The sequence below is a fragment of the Marinoscillum furvescens DSM 4134 genome, from assembly GCF_003386095.1.
In the GTDB taxonomy this organism is placed as follows: domain Bacteria; phylum Bacteroidota; class Bacteroidia; order Cytophagales; family Cyclobacteriaceae; genus Marinoscillum; species Marinoscillum furvescens.
In genome coordinates this window covers 1-22,477 of sequence record NZ_QREG01000030.1, presented here as the reverse complement: position 1 = coordinate 22,477, position 22,477 = coordinate 1, and the positions used below count along the sequence as shown (strand labels likewise).

17 protein-coding genes are annotated in these 22,477 nt (G+C 45.1%); 1 reads left to right on the top strand and 16 read right to left on the bottom strand.

The genetic code is table 11. The features are described from left to right. Positions 1 to 18: 18 nt before the first annotated feature. The 14 genes from C7460_RS21545 to C7460_RS23905 all read right to left on the bottom strand — a co-directional run bounded on the left by C7460_RS21545 (position 19) and on the right by C7460_RS23905 (position 20,200). A complete protein-coding gene (locus C7460_RS21545) occupies positions 19 to 774 on the bottom strand; it encodes a cell division protein FtsQ/DivIB (RefSeq protein WP_115870217.1) in 756 nt (251 codons plus the stop codon). Beyond that, positions 764 to 2,149 (bottom strand): UDP-N-acetylmuramate--L-alanine ligase, encoded by a 1,386-nt coding sequence (gene murC, locus C7460_RS21540; RefSeq protein ID WP_115870216.1) that lies wholly within the window; start codon positions 2,147 to 2,149, stop codon positions 764 to 766. The genes C7460_RS21545 and murC overlap by 11 nt, the downstream gene beginning before the upstream one ends. Further along, positions 2,146 to 3,234, bottom strand: a complete 1,089-nt coding sequence (murG, locus tag C7460_RS21535) for an undecaprenyldiphospho-muramoylpentapeptide beta-N-acetylglucosaminyltransferase (protein ID WP_262511862.1) — start codon at positions 3,232 to 3,234, stop codon at positions 2,146 to 2,148. Before murG ends, murC begins: the two co-directional genes overlap by 4 nt. Before the next feature lie 32 nt (positions 3,235 to 3,266). After that, a complete protein-coding gene (locus tag C7460_RS21530; protein WP_115870214.1) occupies positions 3,267 to 4,436 on the bottom strand; it encodes an FtsW/RodA/SpoVE family cell cycle protein in 1,170 nt (389 codons plus the stop codon). Next, positions 4,436 to 5,806, bottom strand: coding sequence for a UDP-N-acetylmuramoyl-L-alanine--D-glutamate ligase (murD, locus tag C7460_RS21525; protein WP_115870213.1), 1,371 nt, complete (start codon positions 5,804 to 5,806; stop codon positions 4,436 to 4,438). The genes C7460_RS21530 and murD overlap by 1 nt, the downstream gene beginning before the upstream one ends. Positions 5,807 to 5,831: 25 nt before the next feature. Continuing rightward, the gene (locus C7460_RS21520) at positions 5,832 to 6,224 is read right to left on the bottom strand and encodes a hypothetical protein (RefSeq protein ID WP_115870212.1); all 393 of its coding nucleotides are present in this window, start codon (positions 6,222 to 6,224) and stop codon (positions 5,832 to 5,834) included. Beyond that, positions 6,225 to 7,403 (bottom strand): phospho-N-acetylmuramoyl-pentapeptide-transferase, encoded by a 1,179-nt coding sequence (gene mraY, locus C7460_RS21515; protein ID WP_115870211.1) that lies wholly within the window; start codon positions 7,401 to 7,403, stop codon positions 6,225 to 6,227. Positions 7,404 to 7,437: 34 nt separating this feature from the next. Continuing rightward, the gene (locus C7460_RS21510) at positions 7,438 to 8,901 is read right to left on the bottom strand and encodes a UDP-N-acetylmuramoyl-L-alanyl-D-glutamate--2,6-diaminopimelate ligase (RefSeq protein WP_115870210.1); all 1,464 of its coding nucleotides are present in this window, start codon (positions 8,899 to 8,901) and stop codon (positions 7,438 to 7,440) included. Further along, the gene (locus C7460_RS21505; protein WP_115870209.1) at positions 8,901 to 11,000 is read right to left on the bottom strand and encodes a penicillin-binding protein; all 2,100 of its coding nucleotides are present in this window, start codon (positions 10,998 to 11,000) and stop codon (positions 8,901 to 8,903) included. Before C7460_RS21505 ends, C7460_RS21510 begins: the two co-directional genes overlap by 1 nt. Then, entirely contained in the window at positions 10,997 to 11,362 is a 366-nt protein-coding gene (locus tag C7460_RS21500) for an FtsL-like putative cell division protein (protein ID WP_115870208.1), read from the bottom strand. Before C7460_RS21500 ends, C7460_RS21505 begins: the two co-directional genes overlap by 4 nt. A gap of 25 nt (positions 11,363 to 11,387) precedes the next feature. Further along, a complete protein-coding gene (gene rsmH, locus C7460_RS21495; protein WP_115870207.1) occupies positions 11,388 to 12,308 on the bottom strand; it encodes a 16S rRNA (cytosine(1402)-N(4))-methyltransferase RsmH in 921 nt (306 codons plus the stop codon). After that, a complete protein-coding gene (mraZ, locus tag C7460_RS21490; protein WP_115870206.1) occupies positions 12,308 to 12,751 on the bottom strand; it encodes a division/cell wall cluster transcriptional repressor MraZ in 444 nt (147 codons plus the stop codon). The genes rsmH and mraZ overlap by 1 nt, the downstream gene beginning before the upstream one ends. A gap of 491 nt (positions 12,752 to 13,242) precedes the next feature. Continuing rightward, positions 13,243 to 13,950 carry a hypothetical protein gene (locus C7460_RS21485; RefSeq protein WP_115870205.1) on the bottom strand — a complete coding sequence of 236 codons (708 nt, stop codon included), beginning with the start codon at positions 13,948 to 13,950 and terminating at the stop codon, positions 13,243 to 13,245. Further along, on the bottom strand, positions 13,907 to 20,200 hold the full coding sequence (locus C7460_RS23905; RefSeq protein WP_170148130.1) for an ATP-binding protein: 6,294 nt from the start codon (positions 20,198 to 20,200) through the stop codon (positions 13,907 to 13,909). Before C7460_RS23905 ends, C7460_RS21485 begins: the two co-directional genes overlap by 44 nt. 318 nt (positions 20,201 to 20,518) lie before the next feature. Between C7460_RS23905 and C7460_RS21475 the strand changes: the two genes are divergently transcribed. After that, positions 20,519 to 20,779, top strand: a complete 261-nt coding sequence (locus tag C7460_RS21475; RefSeq protein WP_115870204.1) for a hypothetical protein — start codon at positions 20,519 to 20,521, stop codon at positions 20,777 to 20,779. 289 nt (positions 20,780 to 21,068) lie between these two features. Here the strand turns inward: C7460_RS21475 and C7460_RS21470 are convergent, their stop codons facing one another. Further along, positions 21,069 to 21,548: a hypothetical protein gene (locus C7460_RS21470; RefSeq protein ID WP_115870203.1), complete on the bottom strand. Its 480-nt coding sequence runs from the start codon at positions 21,546 to 21,548 to the stop codon at positions 21,069 to 21,071. Positions 21,549 to 22,120: 572 nt separating this feature from the next. Continuing rightward, a complete protein-coding gene (locus tag C7460_RS21465) occupies positions 22,121 to 22,435 on the bottom strand; it encodes a hypothetical protein (protein WP_245986516.1) in 315 nt (104 codons plus the stop codon). Between the last annotated feature and the right edge of the window lie 42 nt (positions 22,436 to 22,477).

The window sequence follows — 22,477 nt, the reverse complement described above, 5'->3', positions numbered from 1 at the left end:
GACTTCAGGTCCGACCATTTATTCACAGACGATTTGATTTTCAAATTTTAAGTTCACCATGCTATAGGTGTTCCACCCTTTGTTGGGCAGTATTTCCTTATAAAACACTTTCAGTTTCCTGAATTTTTTTTCTAGCTTTTCTGGCATCCCAAACTTCACTTCCTGCTTGGTCACCTGCGGTAGGAAAGTCAGCTCCCCATCTCGCGCGATCACGATATGTGCAATCTGCGCTTTCCAAAACTTATCTCCATCGATGTATTTCAGGGTATTGAGCAACTCCTGCCCATACTCCGTCTCGGTAATGTTTTGCTCCCAGCTAAACGACCGCTCTAACTCGATGATCGGTACCCGTGCCGTATGTCTTGCGGTAGTAGGCAACAACTCCCCGTCTACACTGATGTACTGATCAGGCCCCGAAGGTGAAAACACTCTCGCAATCGGTCGTACCTGCTGCACCTTCACCATCAGGTTGCCCTTGATATCGCGGTATACCTGAGCATCCTTGATAAATGGATTGCGCTCCACTCTTCTCTCCAATTCTTTCAAATCCAAATCATCTATCGCCAGCCCCAGTACATAGTCCGTGCTTTCGTCGTTGAGCAGGTTGAGTACCTCCAGCTGATCGGTGAAAAAATCTCCATCCTGATCTTCGATGGTGACCAACACATCATTGACCGGACGTGAGGAGCTCTTCACACCGGTAAATCCGATAATCGCCAGCATTACGACTACTGTGCTCGAAAGGATCACTATGGTTTTTATTTCACGCTTCAATGTCAAAATGCTTTAAAAAGTGTGCCTTCAACTTTGGTACTTCCATGTCGATATTGCCTGCACCGATGGTACAGAGTAGCTCTACATCTTTCTCTTTGATCACGTCCATCAGCTCTGATTTTTCACATAGCGTTTTTGGCTCTTTAAAAATTTGATCAAAAATGACCCGCGAAGATATACCAGGGATTGGTTCTTCACGTGCTGGATAGATGTCTAATAATATAATTTCATCCGCCAGAGATAGACTTTCTGCAAAGCCTTTTTGGAAATCTTTTGTACGGCTGTACAGATGTGGCTGAAACACAGCGGTTAACTTCTTCTTTGGAAACAACGCCTTCACAGATCGTAAAAAAGCAGAAATTTCTGTCGGGTGATGAGCATAATCGTCGATGAAGGTGAACTTATCCTCTTTGATCACATACTCGAACCGTCGCTTCACCCCTCGGTAGCTGGCGATGCCCTCTTTAATCACCTCCGGATCCATACCCATATCCAGTGCTACTGTCACGGCTGCCACGGCATTTTCCACGTTGTGAAACCCCGGCACCGACAGTTTCAGGTCCTTGATTACTTCTTTGCCTTTATAGTTAAAAATAAAGGTTCCGTTTACTGCACGTAGTGCTTTGGCCTGCACATCTCCGGCATCTATGCCATAGGTGTAGTACAGGTGCTCCAGGTGCATGTTTACCTTCTCCGCAGCTTTGTAATGGATCAGCGTTTTTCCCTCTTCACCAGAAAGCTGCAGGAAATGACCAAAGGCTTTTTTCATTTCCTCTTCCGTACCATAAATGTCCAGGTGATCCGGATCTACAGAAGTTACAATCGAGTAGTTTGGCGAAAGCCTGTGAAACGAACGATCAAACTCATCCGCCTCCACTACTACGGGCGCCTCTTTGTCTGCCACCAGCATGTTGGTATCATAGTTGGCCATAATACCCCCTACAAAAGCCGAGCATTTCTGCGCAGACTGATTGAGCAGGTGCGCCACCATAGACGAAGTAGTGGTCTTGCCATGCGTACCTCCCACTGCTATGGTGTAATGTCCACGTGAGATCATGCCCAGCACTTCTGAGCGTTTCTTTACGATAAAACCTTTCTTCTGGAAAAACTTCAGCTCACCGTGGCTCGCAGGCACAGCCGGAGTATACACCACCAATGTGCTTTCAGGGTTTAAAAACTGCGGCTTGATGGCTTTGCGGTCATCTACATAGTGAATCCACATGCCTTCTAGAGACATACGTGTGGTCAGTGGGGTCTCTACCCGATCGTAGCCACCAACTGCTACGCCTCGTTGGTTGAACCACCGGGCAATAGCACTCATACCGATACCACCGATACCGACGAAATAAACGCTATGTATATCTTCGAGCTTCATGCGATTAGTTTCACTACTTCATTTGCTATGTCTTTGGCGGCATCAGGCCGCGACATGTTCTTTATATTCTTTGCCAGTACGGCTTTTCTTTCTTCATCTTCCAGCAAGGCAAAAGCTGCATCTAGCAATTGCTCCTGTCCGTCACTATCCTTTACCAGGATGGCTGCATCGCGCTCCACAAGTGCCCTGGCATTTACAGTCTGGTGGTCTTCTGCCACATTGGGGCTAGGCACCAGTATGCTCGGTTTTCCTGTAAGCATCAGCTCCGCTATGGATAGCGCTCCTGCTCGCGAGATCACTACATCGGCCACCGCATAGGCATAGTGCATTTCGCGCACAAAGTCCTTGATCAGGATGTTCTCTGCCTGGTCTCCAGAGCGTTCTTTCATTTCATTGAAATAATAGCCCCCTGTCTGCCAGATCACCTGATAAGGCGAATCTGCCAGGCGTTGGTACCCGGACAGTATAAACTCATTGACGGAGCGAGCACCCAGGCTCCCCCCTACGATCAGGATGGTTTTCTTCTTTGGGTCCAGCCCAAAAAAACCATATCCTTCGTGTTTTTTACCTTCCTCCAAAAGGATGGTTTTGCGCACCGGGTTTCCGGTGACCACCAGCTTATCTTTTGGAAAGTATTTTTCCATGCCTCCGTGCGCTACACAGATCTTGTTGACGCTACCTGCCAGCCACTTATTGGTAAGGCCGGCATAGGAGTTTTGCTCCTGAATAAGCGTAGGTATCTTTTTGGCGGATGCCGCATACAGCAACGGACCACTGGCATAACCTCCCACTCCAATCACCACATCGGGCTTAAACTTTCGAATCAACCCAAACGAACGTGTGATACTGGACAGCACTTTGAACGGAAACATCAGGTTTTGCAGTGAAAGGCTCCGCTGGATTCCGCTGATCCATAGCCCTACAATCTCAAAGCCTGCTTCCGGCACCTTCTTCATCTCCATCTTGCCTTTTGCACCTACAAAGAGGATTTCCACATCCTGGTGTAGCTCTTGCAAAGCTTGTGCAATAGAAATGGCCGGATAAATATGTCCTCCAGTGCCACCACCACTGATCATGATGCGCAAGGGTGTTTGTCGATATGGTTGTTTCGTTTCGATTATGCTGCTTCTTTTACGCGTTCTTTACTATAAGAATTGGTCACCTGTGACCCAATATCATCGATTTCACCACGGCTCACACTCAGGATAATACCCAGTGCAAGACCAGTAAATAGCTGTGAAGTACCCCCCATACTAATGAGCGGTAGGGGCAAACCGGTAATGGGCCCCAGCCCTACTGCCACGCCCATGTTGACCATGGCCTGCATCACCAGTGCAAAGGACAGTCCTGCCGACAGCAGTCCGCCATACGCCCGGTCACTCTGCGCTGCAGCTTTCATACCCCGATAGAGCAGTGCTAAATACAGGCTGAGTACCAGCAGTCCGCCAAACATACCATACTCTTCCAGCACGATGGCAAACACAAAATCCGAGTACGGGTGTGGTAGGTAATTTCTTTGATCGCTCTGCCCGGGGCCTTTGCCAGTGAGCCCGCCGGTAGCTACAGCGATATAAGCCTGCTTGGCCTGAAAAGGCACCTCATCACTATCGATAAAGTGCTCTATACGACTAAGAGCTGTGCCCGCTCGCTGACCTAGTGCCAGCGCCGCGCTCCCTGCCACTACACCGATCAGTGCCAGCATGGCGAGGTATTTCATAGGCACACGCCCGATAAACAGCATGAGCATGCACGTACCAAATAGCAATACTGCCGTAGAGATATTGGTCATGGCGATCAGTGCACAGATGATCCCAATCCATACGAGCATCGGAATGATGGCTTTTTTGAAGTCTGCAATGCTTTTTTGTCTTCTGGAAAGCATGCTGGCCAATGTCACTACAAGGGCCAGTTTGGCCAAATCCGATGGCTGAAAGGCCTGATTGATCAATGGAATGGTAATCCAGCGCGAGGCTTCGTTGATATTGGTTCCAAACTGCCAGGTAAACAGCAGCAAGGGCACTGATAGCCACAATGCCACAAGAGACAACTTAGAATAGTATCTATAATCGATCTTGTGCGCGATCCACATGGCTAGTAAACTCAACAATACCAGGGCGGAGTGCTTAAACAAATAGTACTCGGTATCTCCTCCCATGCGTTTGTACGCAAGACTTCCTGTGGAGCTATACACCACCAGGATACTTAGCATAGACAGCAAAAACACGATGAACCAAATCACCGGATCTCCCTTCAAATTGCGATATGCCCAATCTTTGATCGTGTTCATCATAGGATTTCTTTAGCGTTCAACATTTCCTTTACTGCAGCCCTAAACTGGTCTCCTCTGTCTTCATAGTTTTTGAATAAATCAAAACTGGCACAAGCTGGAGACAACAGCACAGCATCGCCTGCTGCTGCCAACTCAGCTCCAAGGGCCACTGCTTCGCTCATCTGCTGTGTTTCGTGAATCACCGGGACTTTTCCTTCGAAAAATTCCTTGAGCGGAGCATTATCTACCCCCAGGCAGATCAGCGCTTTTACCTTTTGCTTCACAAGCATCTCTACTTGCGAATAGTCGTTTCCTTTATCTACACCCCCGGCGATCCATACCAGATCTTGCTTGATGCCGTCCAATGCATAGTACACCGCATCCACGTTGGTGCCTTTAGAGTCATTGATAAACTTCACACCCTCTACCTCTCCGCAAGGCTCTAGTCTGTGCGGCGCATTGACAAATGACTTCACGCCTTTGAGGATATCCTGAATGCTCACTTCCATGTTTAGCGCGGCTAACACTGCCGACATGGTGTTGATCATGTTGTGCTGACCAATCAGCGCCACCTCCGATACCGGAATCTTGTGTTTTGTATTCTTGTATTTGTAGTTGAAAATCAAGTGATCGTCTGCCATGTAGGCCTCCCATCGGGGGTCTTTGGTGGCCGAAACGGCAAACAAGCATGCATCGATTTTGCGCTTAGACACCTCAGCAGAAACCGGCTCACTGTCCACACAGTAAACAAATGACTCCTTGTGGCTAAGGTTTTCTACAATTCTAAATTTGGCATCTACATACTTCTGAAAATCATTTTCGTATCGATCCAGATGATCAGGAGTGATGTTGAGCAGCACGGCCACATCGGGCTTAAACTTTACTATCCCATCTAGCTGGAAGCTACTCACCTCCACCACATAATAGTCGTGTACTTCCTCGGCCACCAGTTTGGCCAGGCTATAGCCCACATTGCCTCCAAGCGCTACTTTATAGCCAGCACTTTTCAAAATATGATGTGTGAGCAGTGTGGTCGTGGTTTTCCCATTGGTGCCTGTAATAGCTATCACTTTGGCTGTCTCTGGAATGTACCGGTACGCAAACTCAATCTCAGAAATCACGGGGATTCCCTTTGCGGTAAGCTCCTGAATGAGCGGTGCACTGTCTGGAATACCGGGGCTTTTCACCACCTCTGACGCCTCAGCTATTCGCTCCCTGGTGTGCCCGCCTTCCTCAAAAGCAATACCATACGCATGCAGCTGTGCCTTGCGGTCTGCAGCTATACTGCCACCGTCTGACACAAAAACGGCATACCCGTGCTTTTTGGCTAGTATAGCCGCACCGATTCCGCTTTCGCCTGCTCCTAATATGGTAAGTACTTTACTCATCTATGCTTTACCGTCTATGCTTTTTTTAGTCTCTTTCAAATTCGTCTTTGCGCTTTGCAGCCTTTGTCTTTTGCTCAATGATCTGATCACAGCAGATGGAATAGAGCGACAACAGCTCATAGCCTCTTTTCACAAAATCGATGAGAATCGGGATGTTGCGTTTACGATTGGCATCATCCAGCTTGTCCATCATAAAGATGAGCTCATCCATTTCTTCTTCCAGGGCATCTACCTGGGTATAAAAGCTCACCTCTGTCTTGGCGCCAAGCACCTTGTTGAGCACCCGGTCCAGCTTCTGGGCTGTGCGGATGATTGCCGATGAAAAAGCCATCAGGTTGCTCCCCGGTATGAGGTCCACCATTTCGGAGGCTTTTTGCTGAAATTTTTCGTTGAGGCGAGAGAGTTCTTGAAGCGTCATTTATCTAAGTTTAAGCGTTGCTAAAGTAATAATGGCCAGTAGAATACCGCAGGTCCAAAAACGGGTCACAATGCGGGCTTCGTGCCAGCCTTTTTTCTGATAGTGGTGATGGAGCGGAGACATCAAAAAGACCCTTCTCCCTTCACCATATTTTTTTCTGGTGTACTTGAAATAAGCCACCTGAATGATTACCGAAAGATTTTCGATTAGGAAAATCCCACAAAGCACCGGGATCAAAAGCTCCTTTCGGATCACTAGTGCGAGCACGGCGATGATCCCTCCTAGCGAGAGGCTCCCCGTATCGCCCATAAATACCTGCGCCGGATACGAATTGTACCACAGGAAGCCAATACATGCTCCCACAAACGCCGCCCCGAAGATTACCAGCTCACCAGAGTTGGGGATAAAGGCGATGTTGAGGTAGTCGGCAAACACGGCATTACCTGACAAGTACGCCAGGATAGCCAACGTGAGGCCGATAATGGCTGAAGTACCAGCCGCCAGTCCGTCCAGACCATCAGTGATATTGGCGCCATTGGACACGGCAGTAATGATAAAAATCACCAACAGCACGTAGATCAGCCAGGTATAGTCTTCCAGAAAGTAAGGCAGTAGCCAGTCGTACTGAAATTCGTTGTTTTTGATAAAAGGCAGCGTGGTAACGATGGAGCTGCTATCCGAGATACCAATGCCTCCCAGCTCAGGGATGGCTACATCCGGGTGCATCACCATGACAAGCCCTACTACCAAACCAATAACCACCTGTCCGACGATTTTAAACTTTCCGGCAAGGCCTTCTTTATTTTTCTTTTTGATCTTGAGGTAATCATCCATAAAGCCGATCATGCCCATCCAAAATGCGGTGAGCAACAGCAACTGTACATACACATTACCTACTTGCGCAAAGAGCAACGTAGGGATGATTATGGCAGCTATGATGATGATGCCCCCCATAGTAGGTGTACCCGCTTTTTGCATCTGCCCATCGAGCCCCAGGTCTCTGATGGACTCACCCAGCTGAAAGCGCTGGAGCATATTGATGAGGCGCTTGCCAAATACAATCGTAATCAACAGAGAGATGAGCGCTGCCATACCTGCCCTAAAGGAGATAAAGCGAAATACGCTAGCCCCCGTCAGGTCAAATTGTTTCTCTAAAAAGTCAAATAGGTAATACAGCATTTTTGGTCTCTGTCTCTTTTATTTTGGTTTACACTTACCCGAGCTGATTGTCGAGCATTTCTTTTAATATTTCTTTATCGTCGAAGTGATTTCTCACCCCGTTTATTTCCTGATAGGTCTCATGGCCCTTGCCTGCCACGAGTATGATATCCATCGGTCCGGCCAGGTTACAGGCTGTACGGATGGCTTCTTTTCGGTCTTCGATGATCATGGTTTTGCGCTGATCCACCTTGGAGATCCCCGCCATCATGTCATCAAGTATCTGCTTGGGGTCCTCATTTCTGGGGTTATCAGAAGTAAGGATCACCTTGTTGCTAAACTCCGCCGCAATGCGCGCCATCTCGGGTCGCTTGCTCTTGTCCCGATTGCCACCGCAGCCCACTACAGTCACCAACATCTCCTGATGCGTGCGCAGGTTGTCTATGGTCTTTAGTACATTATCCAAAGCATCCGGCGTGTGTGCATAATCCACAATGGCCAGCACCTGATTAGGGTTAGCCACCTGCTCAAATCGCCCGCGTGCTCCGTCCATCTGGGACAGTGCAGTGAGCACCTCTTCCTTTTCCTCTTCCAACAGCACCGCCGCACCGTATACGGCCAGTAGGTTGTACGCATTGAAGTCTCCGATGAGCTTAAACCAGGCATTGACTCCATCTATATCCAGCTCCAGCCCCTGCAGAGTGTTGTGCAAAATCTTGGCTTTAAAGTCAGCCATCGCCCGCAGCGAATACGTATTCTTTTCCGCTTTGGTGTTTTGCAGCATGATCTGCCCACGTTTGTCATCCACATTTACCAGGGCAAAGGCTGACTTGGGCAGGCGATCAAACAGGATCTTTTTAGCTTTGATGTACTCATCAAAAGTCTCGTGATAATCGAGGTGATCATGGCTCAGGTTGGTAAAAATGCCCCCCTGAAAATGCAGCCCACTGGTACGCTCCTGTACCAATGCATGCGAACTCACCTCCATGAAACAATGCGTACATCCACGCTTTACCATATCTGCCAGCAGCGCATTGAGCTGTATGCTGTCCGGCGTGGTAAACTGCGAAGGCAGCACCTCGTCATCGATTTTATTTTCTACCGTAGAAAGCAAGCCCGTCTTGTAGCCAAGGTTGCGAAACAACTGATACAATAGCGTAGCGGTGGTGGTCTTCCCATTGGTGCCCGTCACCCCTACAAGCTTCAACTTTCGCGATGGATTGTCGTAAAAATTGGCTGCTACGATACCCGTAGCAGCCGGAGTATTCTCCACCTGAATGTACGTAATACCCTCATTCAGCTTGGACGGCAGATTTTCGCATAACACAGCCGTGGCTCCAGCTTCAATGGCGGTAGAGATAAAGTCATGACCATCTACAGTAAGTCCCTTGATGGCACAGAATAGTGTGCCGGGCTTCACCTGACGGCTATCAAAAGCAATGGCCGCAATGTCCTGCTCGCGCTCGCCGTGAATCTCGGTGAGCGACACCCCATACAATATGTCCTTTAGCATTGCCATTAGCTCAAATCAATTTTTATGCTGGTCCCTCTGGCGAACCTGGTGCCTGGCAGCAGTGACTGAGTAGCCACTCGTCCTCTGCCTTCCACGCTCACTTTGAGGCCCATATTTTCTAACACAAACAGCGCATCGCGAAGCGTCATGCCCCGCACATCCGGGATGCGCTCTGTTCTGGGTTCATTGTTTTCCCAAAACACCGAATGGTTTACCACATCGGTAGTCACCCAGGTGGCTTCCGTATCCGAGTGATTGGAGATGCCCAGCTCATTGGCGATCATCTTCAGCTCGTCATGCTTGCCAGAGCGAATCAGCGGGAAAATCCCTGCATACTGATCGCGCTGCTCTGGCAGTTCCTCATGCAGTTTGGTCTCCAACGCATAGATCTTATCGGCAATCTCTTTGAACACTGGTGCCGCCACATCACTTCCGTAGATCTGGTACCCTTTCGGCTCATCGATCACCACGATGCAGCTATACTGTGGCTTGTCCGCCGGAAAATAGCCCGCAAACGACGTGTAGTACGCATTGGTATAGCGGCCATTTTCCACCTTTTTGGCGGTGCCCGTCTTGCCCGCAATCTTGTACTTCTCGTTGTGAATGTTGGAAGCGGTGCCACGCTCTACCACACCCTCCAGCATCAGGCGCACCTTGCGCAGCGTCTCCTTAGAGCAAATCTTAGGGTTGAGCACTTTTGGCTCATAGCGCTCGATGTTTTTGTTGGCTTTCTTCACGGCCTTTACGATCAATGGCTGAATCATTTTTCCTCCATTGGCCACCGCATTGTACAGCGTAAGGGTCTGGAGAGGCGTCATTTTCAGCTCATAGCCATGTGAAATCCACGGCAGGGAAATCCCACTCCACGTACTGTCGGTAGGGTCCTTGATGTAAGGCAGTCCCTCACCCACCATCTGAAAGCCCAGCGGCTTGTCCAGCCCGATACTCTTGAGGTAGTCCGTATAGCGCGACGGGTTGTCTCCAAAATGCTTGGTGATGAGCTTCGCCGTGCCGATGTTGGAGCTTTTTTCAAATACTTCTTTTACCGTAAGGACCCCATAGCCACCGGGCTTATGATCCCGCATGGTTTCGTTGAAAAACTTCATGACACCATCACCGGTATCCACCGTATCATTCAGGCCGATATTGGAGTCTTCCATCAGCGCGATCATGCTGGCCAGCTTGAAGGTAGACCCAGGCTCACGTGCACCCTGGCTACCCACGGCATAGTTGTAGCGCTCGTAGTATTCGCCTTTGCTATTTCTGCTCAGGTTGGAAATCGCCTTGATCTCCCCCGTTTTCACTTCCATGAGTACGGCCACTCCATAGTCTGCGCGGTGCTTTTGCAAGTGCTTGAGCAATGCCGACTCGGTAACGTCCTGGAGGTTTACGTTGATCGTGGTTTGGATGTCATAACCGTCTTTCGGGCGCACCTCGGAGCCATCATAAACGGGCTTCCAGCCGCCTCCGGCCATTCTTTGGTAGAGGGCCTCCCCGTTTTCGCCAGCGAGCTGACGGTTGAAGCTATACTCCAGTCCTACCACTCCTCGGTTGTCCGAATTGACGGTACCGATGGTACGATAGCCCAAATGCGAAAAAGGCAGAAATCTCTTTTCCACCTTCTCGAAGATAATACCGCCTGTAAGTCTGCCTTCCCGAAAGATCGGCCACCGTTCCATGCGCTTTTTGTCCTGATACCCTACCTCCTGTCGGTTGAGTATTAGGTATCTTCTCCGGCCTCTCCGTGCCCGATCGATTTTGCGCCGATACTGCATCGGCGAGGCGTCATCGAAATAGCTGGACAGTAGGTAGCAGAGCGAATCGATGTGTGGATTGTAGAGCTCATCTGCCGGCAGGTACGGATCAAATGCCAGCCGGTAAAACGGCAAGGAGGTAGCCAAAAGGCTCCCATCGTCGGCATAGATATTGCCACGGGTGGCGTTTACTTTCATCACCTGCAAGCCCATGGACTCGGCATAGCCTTTCCACTTTTCACCCTCCACATACTGGATGGTCACAATGCGAAAAAGTATCCCTGCAGAAAAGAGGAATACCAGCATAAATGCGATCCTTACGCGAAGCAATATGGCTTTTTTGATGCTCATTCGCTCACGATGATTTTGTAGGGTGACACATCACTTTCTTTCAAACCAAAAGCTGCAGCCTTTTTGGCTACTTCTGATTGCTTGCTAGCGTACTTGTATTCGGCTCTGAGTGTGGTATAGTCAGCGCGGAGGTCTTCTACCTGAGACTCCAGGCGGCTGATGGTTCTGATTTTCTTTTCGGCGTAGTGGCGGCTGCCAATGTACACCACGCACAGGGCGCAGATAAATACGATCTGTGGAAGGAAACGCACATGGATCACCTGCGATAGCGACTCGTCTACCGGCACAAATCGCTCGAGCCAGGTGAAGAAGCTCCCCTGTCTGCTTGATTTTCCTGGTATTTTGTACGTATTCGTTGCCATTTTGAGTGTTGCTTGTTGCCTGTTGTTATTCGTTTCTTTTTGCTATTCTTAGTTTGGCGCTGCGCGCCCTGTTGTTTCGTTCCAGTTCTTCATCATCGGCGGTCACGGGCTTTCGGGTTACGGGCTCGAAGGGCCTGATGATGTTGCCATAAAAATCCTTTTCCTGTTTGCCGCGACGGTTGCCGGTGTTGATGTAGTTTTTGACGGGGCGGTCTTCCAGTGAGTGGTAGCTCATGACTACCAGCTTGCCTCCCGGCTTCACTACCTCGGCTGTTTGCTCCAGAAAATCGTAGAGCGCACCCATCTCATCGTTTACTTCGATGCGAATAGCCTGAAAAAGCTGCGCGAGGTATTTCATCTCCCGGCCTTTTGGGGCGGTTTTCAGGGCGATGGCTTTCAGCTCTTCGTTTCGGGCGATGGTACGCTCACTGCGTGCCCGGATGATGGCCGCTGCCAGTGTGCGGGCGTTTTTGATTTCGCCATAAGCGCTGAGGATATGAATGAGGTCGTCTTGCTCGTAGCTATTGACCACCTCTTTGGCCGTAAGTGCCGCTCCCCGATCCATGCGCATGTCCAGCTCACCATCGAAGCGCGTGGAAAACCCACGGCTGCCTTCGTCTAGCTGATAAGAGGATACCCCCAAATCTGCCAGTATGCCATCTACCTGCTTCACCCCATAAAAGCGCAACTGGCGCTTGAGGTGACGGAAATTGGATTCTATGAATGTAAAAGAACTTTTTGCCTCCTGGAATATCCCAGTGCTGGCATTGGCTTTTGCGTCAGCATCCTGATCAAAAGCATAGAGATGACCACCATCTAGCTGGCTGAGGATTTCACGGCTGTGCCCCCCTCCGCCAAAGGTGACATCTACATAGACGCCTCCCGGCTGAATGTCCAGCGCATCGATGCACTGCTTCAGCATAACCGGTATATGATAAGTACTCATTACTCGTCCAGGAATTTCTGTGCCAGTGCCGAATACTCTTCCGGATCATCTATCTGATGTTCCTCAAATACCTGAGGATTCCACATTTCAATGTAATTGCCCATTCCGATCAGAACTGCCTCCTTTTGCAGTCCGGCATGAGCGAGCATCTGTTTTGGTATCAGTATCCGTCCCGCATTGTCCAACTCCACCTGAGCGATGCTCCTGAAGAAGTTACGTTTCAATTTTCTCTGCTCGGCGTTGAATTCACTAAGCGCAGCAATCTTGGCATGTATCTTTTTGTATTCTAACATTGGATACAGGATCAGATTAGGCTCGAATCCTTTTCGGATTACGAGCTCGTGTGTTGAAACTTCGGGCAGATTAGCCTTGATCTTTGCAGGTAAGACTAACCTGCCCTTAGTATCCAACTTACACTCATACTCGCTTGTAAAAAAAGCCATGTTTGAGCTGCCCCACCTTCAGTGGAGCGTTGAAAAATATAAACCACCACTACAAATGTATGGAAAAGTCCCACAAAATCAACCACATTCTCCCACTTTCCTCCACCATTTTAAAAAAATACGTTTACAGGCTGTAAAAGGTTGTTTTTTGAAGCGTAAAATGGGTTTTGGTTCATAGCACGCTGAGTATCAGCGGCTAAAAACGGGGAGTTTCGAGCGGTGATTTTAGGATTTTGGGTAAAAATGGAAGTTTGGTGGGGCGCTGTGGGGCAAATCAAAAATTTTTACGATTTGGTGGGAGAAAGTGGTAGGTGGCTGGGGAAGTGGGGAGATGTGGGGGTGTGTCTCAAATGAAAATACTTGATCTTCTAGGGAGTGCAATAAAATGGACTAAGCTAAACCAGCGAACTTATTTGACTATTGTAACAAGTAGCAATTACTAGATTCCCTCAACAAAGAGCATTAAATACAAATATCTTGTAATTTCAAATTTAATTATGAGACTCTAACTCCTTTAGTTCACCATTAAATTTGTCTATTAGCCCTTTTTTGATGGAATCGAACTCCTCTAATTGACTAAGCTTTATTTTAAGTTCATCTATTCTTTCATTTGCCCCATCATCCGCTTGACTTTCAAGGTACTTCTTGTAATCTGAGGTAAATGTTATAATTCTCCTGTCTTGATAATCGATCAAGTCAATTGCATTCTTAAGATATTCCAACTTTTCTTCACTTAGATTTATTTGAAAAACAGTTTGACTAAGCAACTCAGAGATAATTGATCTAGCAATTTTATCTATTAACAAAGCATGATCAAGACTATTTATTGCCTTAGCATTTTCACTTTCTTTGCATTCTTCATGAATGTCAAAATGCACTTCTGGAGGATAAAAAAAAGGTTTTTCCTTAAAGAAACGAAGCTTTTCTAGCGTTTCAAAAAAAGGTTTAAAATCATCGAGATAGCTCTTTAATGTTGGGACTGCAAATCTATCCTCCCAAAGTTTAAGAATAATCTCAAAGCATTCTTTCTCAGCCTTAGCTTTCTTACTTCCAGTTAGTTTTTTTGCTACTTCAATCTTTTCGGCCACATAATGTGCCATCCACTTAGAAAGTGTATCAGCACCTGGATCAAGCTCCAGTTCCTTGACAATGGATTTACCTAAGTCTATAATTTTTTGAGATGCTTCTAAGCCTTCCATCTGGTGTAAATAAGTAGATTTTATGATGAGTTAAATACTGGTATTCTTCTTTGTCTGATCTGTAGTTATATTCTATATCTCGACTTATATTGATATCAATAATCATGTGGCTATCATAGACTTTACAGAGTCTTTTGAGTAATTCTAATGACGCACTTATCCGAATACCAGATTGTTCAGGTTCTTTATCGTAATCCTGCCGCTCGCTACTCCAAATATCACATTCAAGGACAATTTGTCCATCATGAGAAAACCATTTTTGTCCCTCAACATCTGGTGTAATATTTAACAATTTATTAAAAGGCTCTCCAAAAGAAAATGGTGGATAGCTTATACTTCCCGAATAAGGGTCTAATTTATCGATCCCCTTGGACTCATATGCATCCAAAATAAATCCACGAAGTTTAAATATACCCGAATCAATTTCCACACTTCTCTCTTCATAATCTGGCAATTTGTAATCGCGATAATCACTTGTTGTTGTAAGTGCTCTCATCAAAGCAACTGAAGTGGCTTTTGAAACCAAGGAAGATGAAACTGAATAGGTTTCATATCTTGAGTTATGCCTTTCAGTCCAACCTCCCTTAATATTAAGCCACATTTCTTCTTCACGTTGGACTTTTATGCTTTTTAAATAATCTAGCTCCTGAATATCTACTCTCCACAGTTCATCTTTTTTACTTTCTTTAGAAATCCAATCGGGCCGTTGCAATGGGAGTTCACCTCTACTATCTGATAACCATTTACCATCAATCCTTGTCAGGCAATGACGAGACAGCCAATAATCCCAAGCATCTTCCTCATCTAAATAGTCTCTGGATGAGACAACAGGCATGTTTTCAACGAGCTTTGCTGCTACAACAAGCATTGAATGATAAGAGAGATAAAAATCCCAATTGTCAGTTTTTGGATATCTACCATGGTCATGCCATGTTTTCCTATCATTATCCCGATTCCACAAACCAACACGGGGATCATTATTATATCCTGATTTTGTCTCATGTGACCATTCTTTAACAATCACATTTGCACATAATTCTTGAACTTGTTTACTAGGAACCCCAAAAACTTCACCAAGAGGCTTATACCAATATTGATCAAAGTCCCAGCCAAAATGATGATCTATGCCAGTATCGACCTCACCACTTTGATGCAAGTAACTATCTATTCGATATCCATATTCCTCATTCCTAGCTTTACACTTACTCCTGCCAACACCTTCAAAGCTGAAGGTCTCTCCGCTACTATAAGTTCCAGGAATGGCTTTTTCGATGTTCAAAGCAGTTTCAGATGCAAACTTTTGGATTAATACGTGAGGCTCCATTTGAGAGTACTTCTGAAATTTTTCCTTATAATCGACTAATATTTCTGGATTATCTATCGAAACTCTACACAGTGCAAGGAGTAAATATTGTCTTGCATGCAAATTATAGAATGGAAATTTGTTACTTCCGAAGGCATCAACTTGGTCATGTTCCATCCATTCGATCAATGAATTTAAAACCTTGGTGCAACTAAAGTCAGCTAGTTTCTTCACTGTATGGCAAGCTTTCCAACGAGTTTCAGAGTGTGGTGAACCAAGTGCAGACCAGATAAATCCTGCAATATTTCTGTTTTCATCATTTGATACAAAGAGCCATTCATTCCACGAACCATCTCCAAAATCATCTTCAATATGCAACTCAAATCTTGACAAGGCGTAATCTGTCAATTCACTAGCTTGACTGGTATCTATGAATGATGATGCATGTCTTACAAAATTAAATAGTATGCTTGCGTTTGTGAACTCTTGACCTTGAGATAACCCTTGAAAAATACCCTTCCTCAACTCTTTGGCCAGATCATCATCAACTTCTAGTTCCCTGACAGCTGATCTGTACGAGTAATCATTGATCAAGTCATATGCGTACTTGACACCAAATTCATTGATAATTTTTGGCCATTTCTTCTTGAAACTTACTTTGTTTCTCCAATGATCAGGTATTGAACCCAAAACTTTTTGAAAATCATAGTGACTCACGTTTTCCGTGCTTGAGAGCAAATCAATAAACTTGTATAGTTCATCAGCCTTGATTCGATTTAATACTTCATTGAATAAATAACCTGATCTACAGAAACCGAAGCTATCATCCTTATCAAACTCACCTGAATATCTCTCAATTAAAGTGGCAAATCCTTCGGGATCTAAAATTTCCACGTTGTGGAAAATACGTTCCCATTTTTTCGAATCAAGTTTAGTATTAGTATTCTTTTGCTGTATTTTTTTTATGGGTTTTTCCCTTTTGGTCTGAGATTTATAAAAATTCAATACCTTATCCAACTCTTCATTACTAATCTGAAATTCATTGGCAATAGACTTCATTTTTACCCAATATTCTGAATCAGCTCCTTGTTTCCTTACCAAATAGTATGCATCATTGAAAATGTTAATTCTTGATTTATGAGAAGATTCATTATTCAGACAATTAGACAAGAAATCTATCAAATGATGGCTTGAAAAGAGGCGAGCCATCGACCATCCTACTGTCGGGTTAATCACTTTTGATTTTACAAGCCAGCTCAATATATCCTCCAAATGATACTCAAATCTTCCGATCTCTCTATCACGCCAACGGCTTAAAGCGGATATTCCAATTTGGGGAGACATCTTAGTGCAAGTTACTATTGCTCGGGATCGATCCCAGTGCTTTTCTCTATGGACATACTCTCCTACTAATTCGACGCAGCGAATAAACCTGTATGCCAATTCATCTGACGCCTGGGGAGCAGACCTTTCTCCCAACGATTGAACAGCTTCCCAACGCTCGACAATTTCATCTCCGAATTTAGAAACGATATCTATTGCATCTTCAAAATAGACAGCTGCATCATGCTTTGAACTTGAAAGCACTGCTCGTGCCAACGAAATGTAGCTATCGGCAATCTCTTCTGGTCCAGCATCTGTTAGTCCTTTTATCAATTCGTAAGTTGAACTTTCAATTTCGGGCAGTACACCATTCAGATGGCTTACTCTATTACCAGTTCGTAATAAATCTATTCGTTGGTGTATCGTAAAAGAAGAATTCTCCTTTAAAAAAACTGTGAAGTATTGCAGAATCACTTCTGGCTTATGCTTATTAGAATTTACCAGAATAGAATATGTTACGGACGCAATCTCATTATGTAGAAAATCATACGATCGATACCTACCACTATAGGCACTCTTCGAATCTTCATTAGCTTGATTTGCCTTTTCAGCAAGATTACCAATGTCGCCCGAAATCAATTGTGCTCTCAACAAATACCATGGATACAAACCACCTATTACTTCTTTGAATTCTTTAATATCATCTGTATAATTTCTCTTTTTATCCTCAGATGTATAGACCCTAGGCATGAGGTCATCTAGGTTAATGTCTGAAACTTTTGACAGTACACATCTAATAGAAAGAGCTTTTAGAAAAATAATACGTTCTTTTGATTCGTATCTTAAACCGGCTCCCTGAGATGCAATTTTTGGCACGTAGTAATCAAGCGTTCTTGCAATTAAGCTATCCTTCATCCCTCGGTGTAAACATACCTCTAAGAACGCTACTATAGAAGGGGTAAGATTATCATGAAAAGGGTCTTTGGGTTTTTTAATTCGTTTTTTTGAGTTAGCAAGCATTTGTAGGCACTTTTCAATGTCATCAGCTTCTGCAAACCTCCCCACTCTAGCCAATTCACTTACGATGGCAACAACATAAAATTTATTTTCCACTGCGTTCTTAAGAATTTGATCTATTTCATCAAATCTATCTGCATCAATTAATCTTTCAACAAGCTGCCTTACTACCTGAAATATGAACTCTTTAGGCTTTATGCTATTGAGAAATTTCAAGCATGATTTCGCACCATTAAGATTAAGAAAAGCATAAGCCATTTCCAGAATATCCTCATGACTAACCCCGTTTCTTCGATATTTATCTTTCTCTTTCTTAGAATCTTCAAAATAGACATGCAGCCAGTTCATGGCTGACCTCAAGTAGCTTTGAGCCTCCCCTTTGAAATCTTTAATTTCACTAAGTAGAGAGGCGGTATAAACGTTCTCAGAACCCTCCCAACTGCTTCTTAGAATCTTCTTAAAAGCTATTTCTTGTACTTTTAAATCGGACTGTAATTTGGGAAGTAAATCAATATTATTCTGAAATAGGCTTTGCTGTCTATGATCACCTGCAACTTCCTCTCCCGCTCTTAATGCAAGTTGAATAGCATCTTTGTATTTGGCCGATCTTAGAGCAGCCTTAAATGCGAATTGCAAACGATAAACAAGTACATTCCTTTTATCTAAAGGGTTACTGTCCGGCAATAGCTTATCAGATAAGGCAATCTCTATTAAATCATCATATTGCCCTGCCTGGAGATAGATTTGAGGGAGTATTTCTGCTACATAGGTATAATCACTTGCAAGTGGCTCTAAAACTTTAACATAACTACGAAAATCCTCCTCCGAGCTTAAAAAAGTATTTCTAAACCATGTTTCTGTCGGCTCATCTCTAAAGTGGACAGAGGTCGAATCACGCATCCAAAGTGAGCGGCCAATATCTATCATAAAGCTCTTTACGTCTTCAATGCTTACTTCTGATGCATTTGCTAAAACTTCCAATGGAATATTTGGTGGTAAACTCGCTAACCCTTTACAAATTCTATCTACACTGGTTTGATAGTCAGAAGTTAGGTTGTCTTTGATTTTATTGACTGCTGCATTTAACTGATCTTCTATTTGTTGTTCAACGGATGTTCCATAAGGGCCCAAATACTCTAGAAGTTCATTAATATTAGCGTGACCTGCTGTAATTGCATTCATTTGTACCCTAGGGTTTCCACTAGTTAGGCGATGAAATTCAAGTGCTTGATTTTCATTAACTTCTTGGAAATATTTTTTAAGGTTCTCAAATGTTTCCTCTCTAGTAAAGCCACTAATTTTCAATATTTTAGTGGAGCCTGATGGCTTCAACAATTGAGTTCTCTCTCCAGGCCTGCACAAATAAACTAGTTTACAATCAAGCGGGATATCCTCGCATAATAACTCATGAGCAAAACATGATTCGCCAACTTCTTTAGCCGCCATTTCCGCATTATCGGCAGCATCAATCAAAATGTAAAGCTTAGCTGATTTAGATATCTTCTTAAGACATTTAATTGACCTATCAATTCGTTTAAGGAAATCGCTAATGATATCACTATTTAAAGTAGAATCCTTAGGTATTATAGGATTACAAAAACCCTGAGCAGCTAACTCGTTTGCTATTTGCACTAATGCATCCCTATGCCTATGTCTTGGTTTACTTCTACTACGATATTTACCGGAGCCAAAACAATCATAAGCGACTCCAAACGAATCCTCTGGTAGTCCTTTTACAACATATTGACTGAAAACTGATTTGCCTACACCCCCTTCGGCCTGTATTACTATTGGCTGGTTTTCGCTGTTTATTACGTCAAGAAGATTTGAGTACTGCTTCCTATAGGTTATGTTATCGATATTCTCGAATTCTGGTTTCGCGGGAAATAATTGATCCTCCGAGGCTCCAAAAATTTTTAACACCTCCTCTTTTAATATTTCTCCATTAGAATTTGGAAGAACTTTTTTTTGAACCAAAGATACTAAACTATCAACCTGAGCTATTTCTACGAACCCAGGTTGCAACCTTGACATTTCAATCCTTAAATGCTCTTCTTGTTCTAAGTAGCTACCCTCGCTATCATTAAACCTTAAAAAGCCGCAAAATTGAGATAATTGATCATGATCAAGGTTTGTACAATCTTTTATGTTTTTATAAAATTTATTGCTTCGTTCTAATGTTTCATTAGCTATTGAATCAATGTTCTGTTTTAGAGTATCATCTATTTTCCTATTTGTTATTATTGTGTAGGTAACCTCGTTTGAAAAGTCATCGCGTACGAGTTGAGAGTATCTTTTGGCAAACTGAACAATCGTATGCTGCAATCGGCTAAAAGTAAACGGTTTAGGGTTTGGCTTGGATGTGTGCTTCAGTTGATAGTATTCTAGTCTCTTTTTTTTTGTCTCTGCATCTTGATAATATTCCGAAACGTCTATTACAAGTTCACCTGGTAATCCCAGTTCTTTAGACTTTTCAATGAGAATTGACTCTAAATTGGAATTTGGTTGTATCAACTTCAAGCAACGCCTTGCAGCCCATCTGTAATGGAAGACATCACCAGCGCGAGAAGGCCCTACTTGGGTATTTTCAACTTTCTTGATTTTCATTTATTCGAGAGAGCAATAAAAATTATTTACTTATAACCCAATTTAACTAAAGCACTCTGATTTTTAAAACCACAAATTACCTTCAATTTTTCACTACCACCCCCAACAAAAAAAGGATCCTTACGATCCTTTTTTTTGATTCATAGCTTCCAGGCAGGCGACTACTCGGAGGCTACCACGATCCCCAGCGACTTGAGCAGCTGAGGCCGCTCCTCCGGCGTGGCGGGCATGGCGGTCGGCTAGCCTCGAATTGTAAGGCAAAACCAAGAAGGGAGCTGGGGACCTTATCCTTCGAGACTGGGCGTCCCCCAACTCAGGATGACCCCAACTCCATGCCTCGGGCAGGGCATCCGCATTCCTATTTTGCTTAGAAGAAACCTTGGAGGTTTTGGAAACCTCCAAGGTTTATTGCTTTGCGGTAAAGATTTATGGAAAGGAGTAGCTATGCTGTACAGTGCATTGCTTTCAATGGCCTTCTATCGTACCAGCTACCCCACTTCACAAGTGGGGGTACCCACTTCAGAGGTGGGGGTGGGTACTTCGGAAGTGGGGGTAGGCACTTCAAAGGTGCAACGCTGAGGATTGGAGGTACCCCCTCCCACTTCATTTCCTCGCGCTTGCACCTAAAAGACGCAACGATGCAGCAAAAAGGTGCAAGCTCGAAGCTCAAACATGCAACGATGCACCTCCAAGGTGCCCCCTCCCACTTCATATGTGCACCGGCGGAGCTCTGAGGTGCTCGGCTGAGGCTTAGAGGTGAGTATCACGAGCTACCCACCAACACAAAAAAAGCGAACACCCAATGCCCATCCAATGGACAAAAGATGCTCGCTTATAATAACTGATCGCTGTGGGCAATGGCCCTGACCTACTCGGAGGCTACAGCGGCTCCATTGGAGCGCTTCGCAAAACGTCGCTTCAGATCTTCATGGATGGTTTTAGCTCCAGGAATGTTCATTTTGGAAGCCATTTTCACGCTGTTGTAATAGCTCAATGCCGTAACATACGCTTCTGAGCCAGCCAGCATGGTGGTGTCGCTAAGGTTGCTGGCCAACTGCTCTACCGTACGCAAAACAGGCATGAGCTGCTGGGTGAGTGCAAAGTCTTTTTTAAGCTCATCAGTGTTTAGGTAAGGAGGTACAAACTCTGGTGAATCCTCGGCATAGTCCAGCACTTTCTCCACAAAGGGCTCTGTACCGTCGCTCATTTTAGGAAGGGACTTGCGCTGTTCTGCACTAAGGGCTACAATAAACGGTGCCAGCGTACTTTGTATTTCGCTGAGTGCTGCTTTCACTTTTTCAATTTCCTCTGGTCTAATTTCAGTAGAGATCGAATTTTCCGTACTCATAGTTGATAATGATTAGTTATATGGTATAAAAATTTACACCTAAAACTATGCATATACCGCATTGCATACAATCCCCAAAATCTGGTATTTTTATTTCTAATAATGGTTGGTAGAGGCAACTGAAGGCTTCCGGTGGAGTCGAGTCTAATCCTTCGACCATGCCTGCGTAAACTGCGGCTGGGTCTTATCCTTCGAGACTGGCCGTCCGCGACTGGCCGTCCGCAACTAGGCGTCCCCCAACTCAGGATGACCCAGCCCCATGCCTCCGGCGTGGCGAGCTTGGCGGTTTTGTCATAGTGAGCGTGTCGAACTATAAGACAAAACCTTACGGTAATTATGAGTCGAGTCTTATCCTTCGACAGGCTCAGGATGACTCGACTCCATGCCTACAGCAGGCCCGCCTTCGGCGTGGTAAACCCTCCTCAGACTTAGCAAGCTCGGAGAGAAACCTTGGAGGTTTTGGAAACCTCCAGGGTTTAATGATGAGCAGGCAAGGTAACTCTCTTCGAGAGGTTCTTCAGCGGATGTTCTTATAATCGAGTAGGAAATGAGGGTGGATGATCAATCCAACCTCATTGTCCTCTCACACCACCCAGCGTACTCTCGTACTGGGCGGTTTCTTTGAAGTGTAAACTGTAGTGTTCAACTAGATTGAACAATCCGATCGTTTGGAACCAAGCCTTGTTCATTCCTTCATGGGCTTGTGGACTCCCGGCTTTCCTATACCATCCCTTGTGGGATGCAGCCAGAAGCACACTCCGCCATTTCGGTAGTCCAAGACTAACTAGAAATCGCGTTATGGTTATTGCTCGCTTGCATTGCTTGAGCCGAAAGCATCTTATCCTTCGATGTATCCAGCTACTCAATCGCTTAAGCCTGCTTAGCATCTTTGCGTTTCTGAAGTAATTGAGCCACCCCCGGAGCACCCT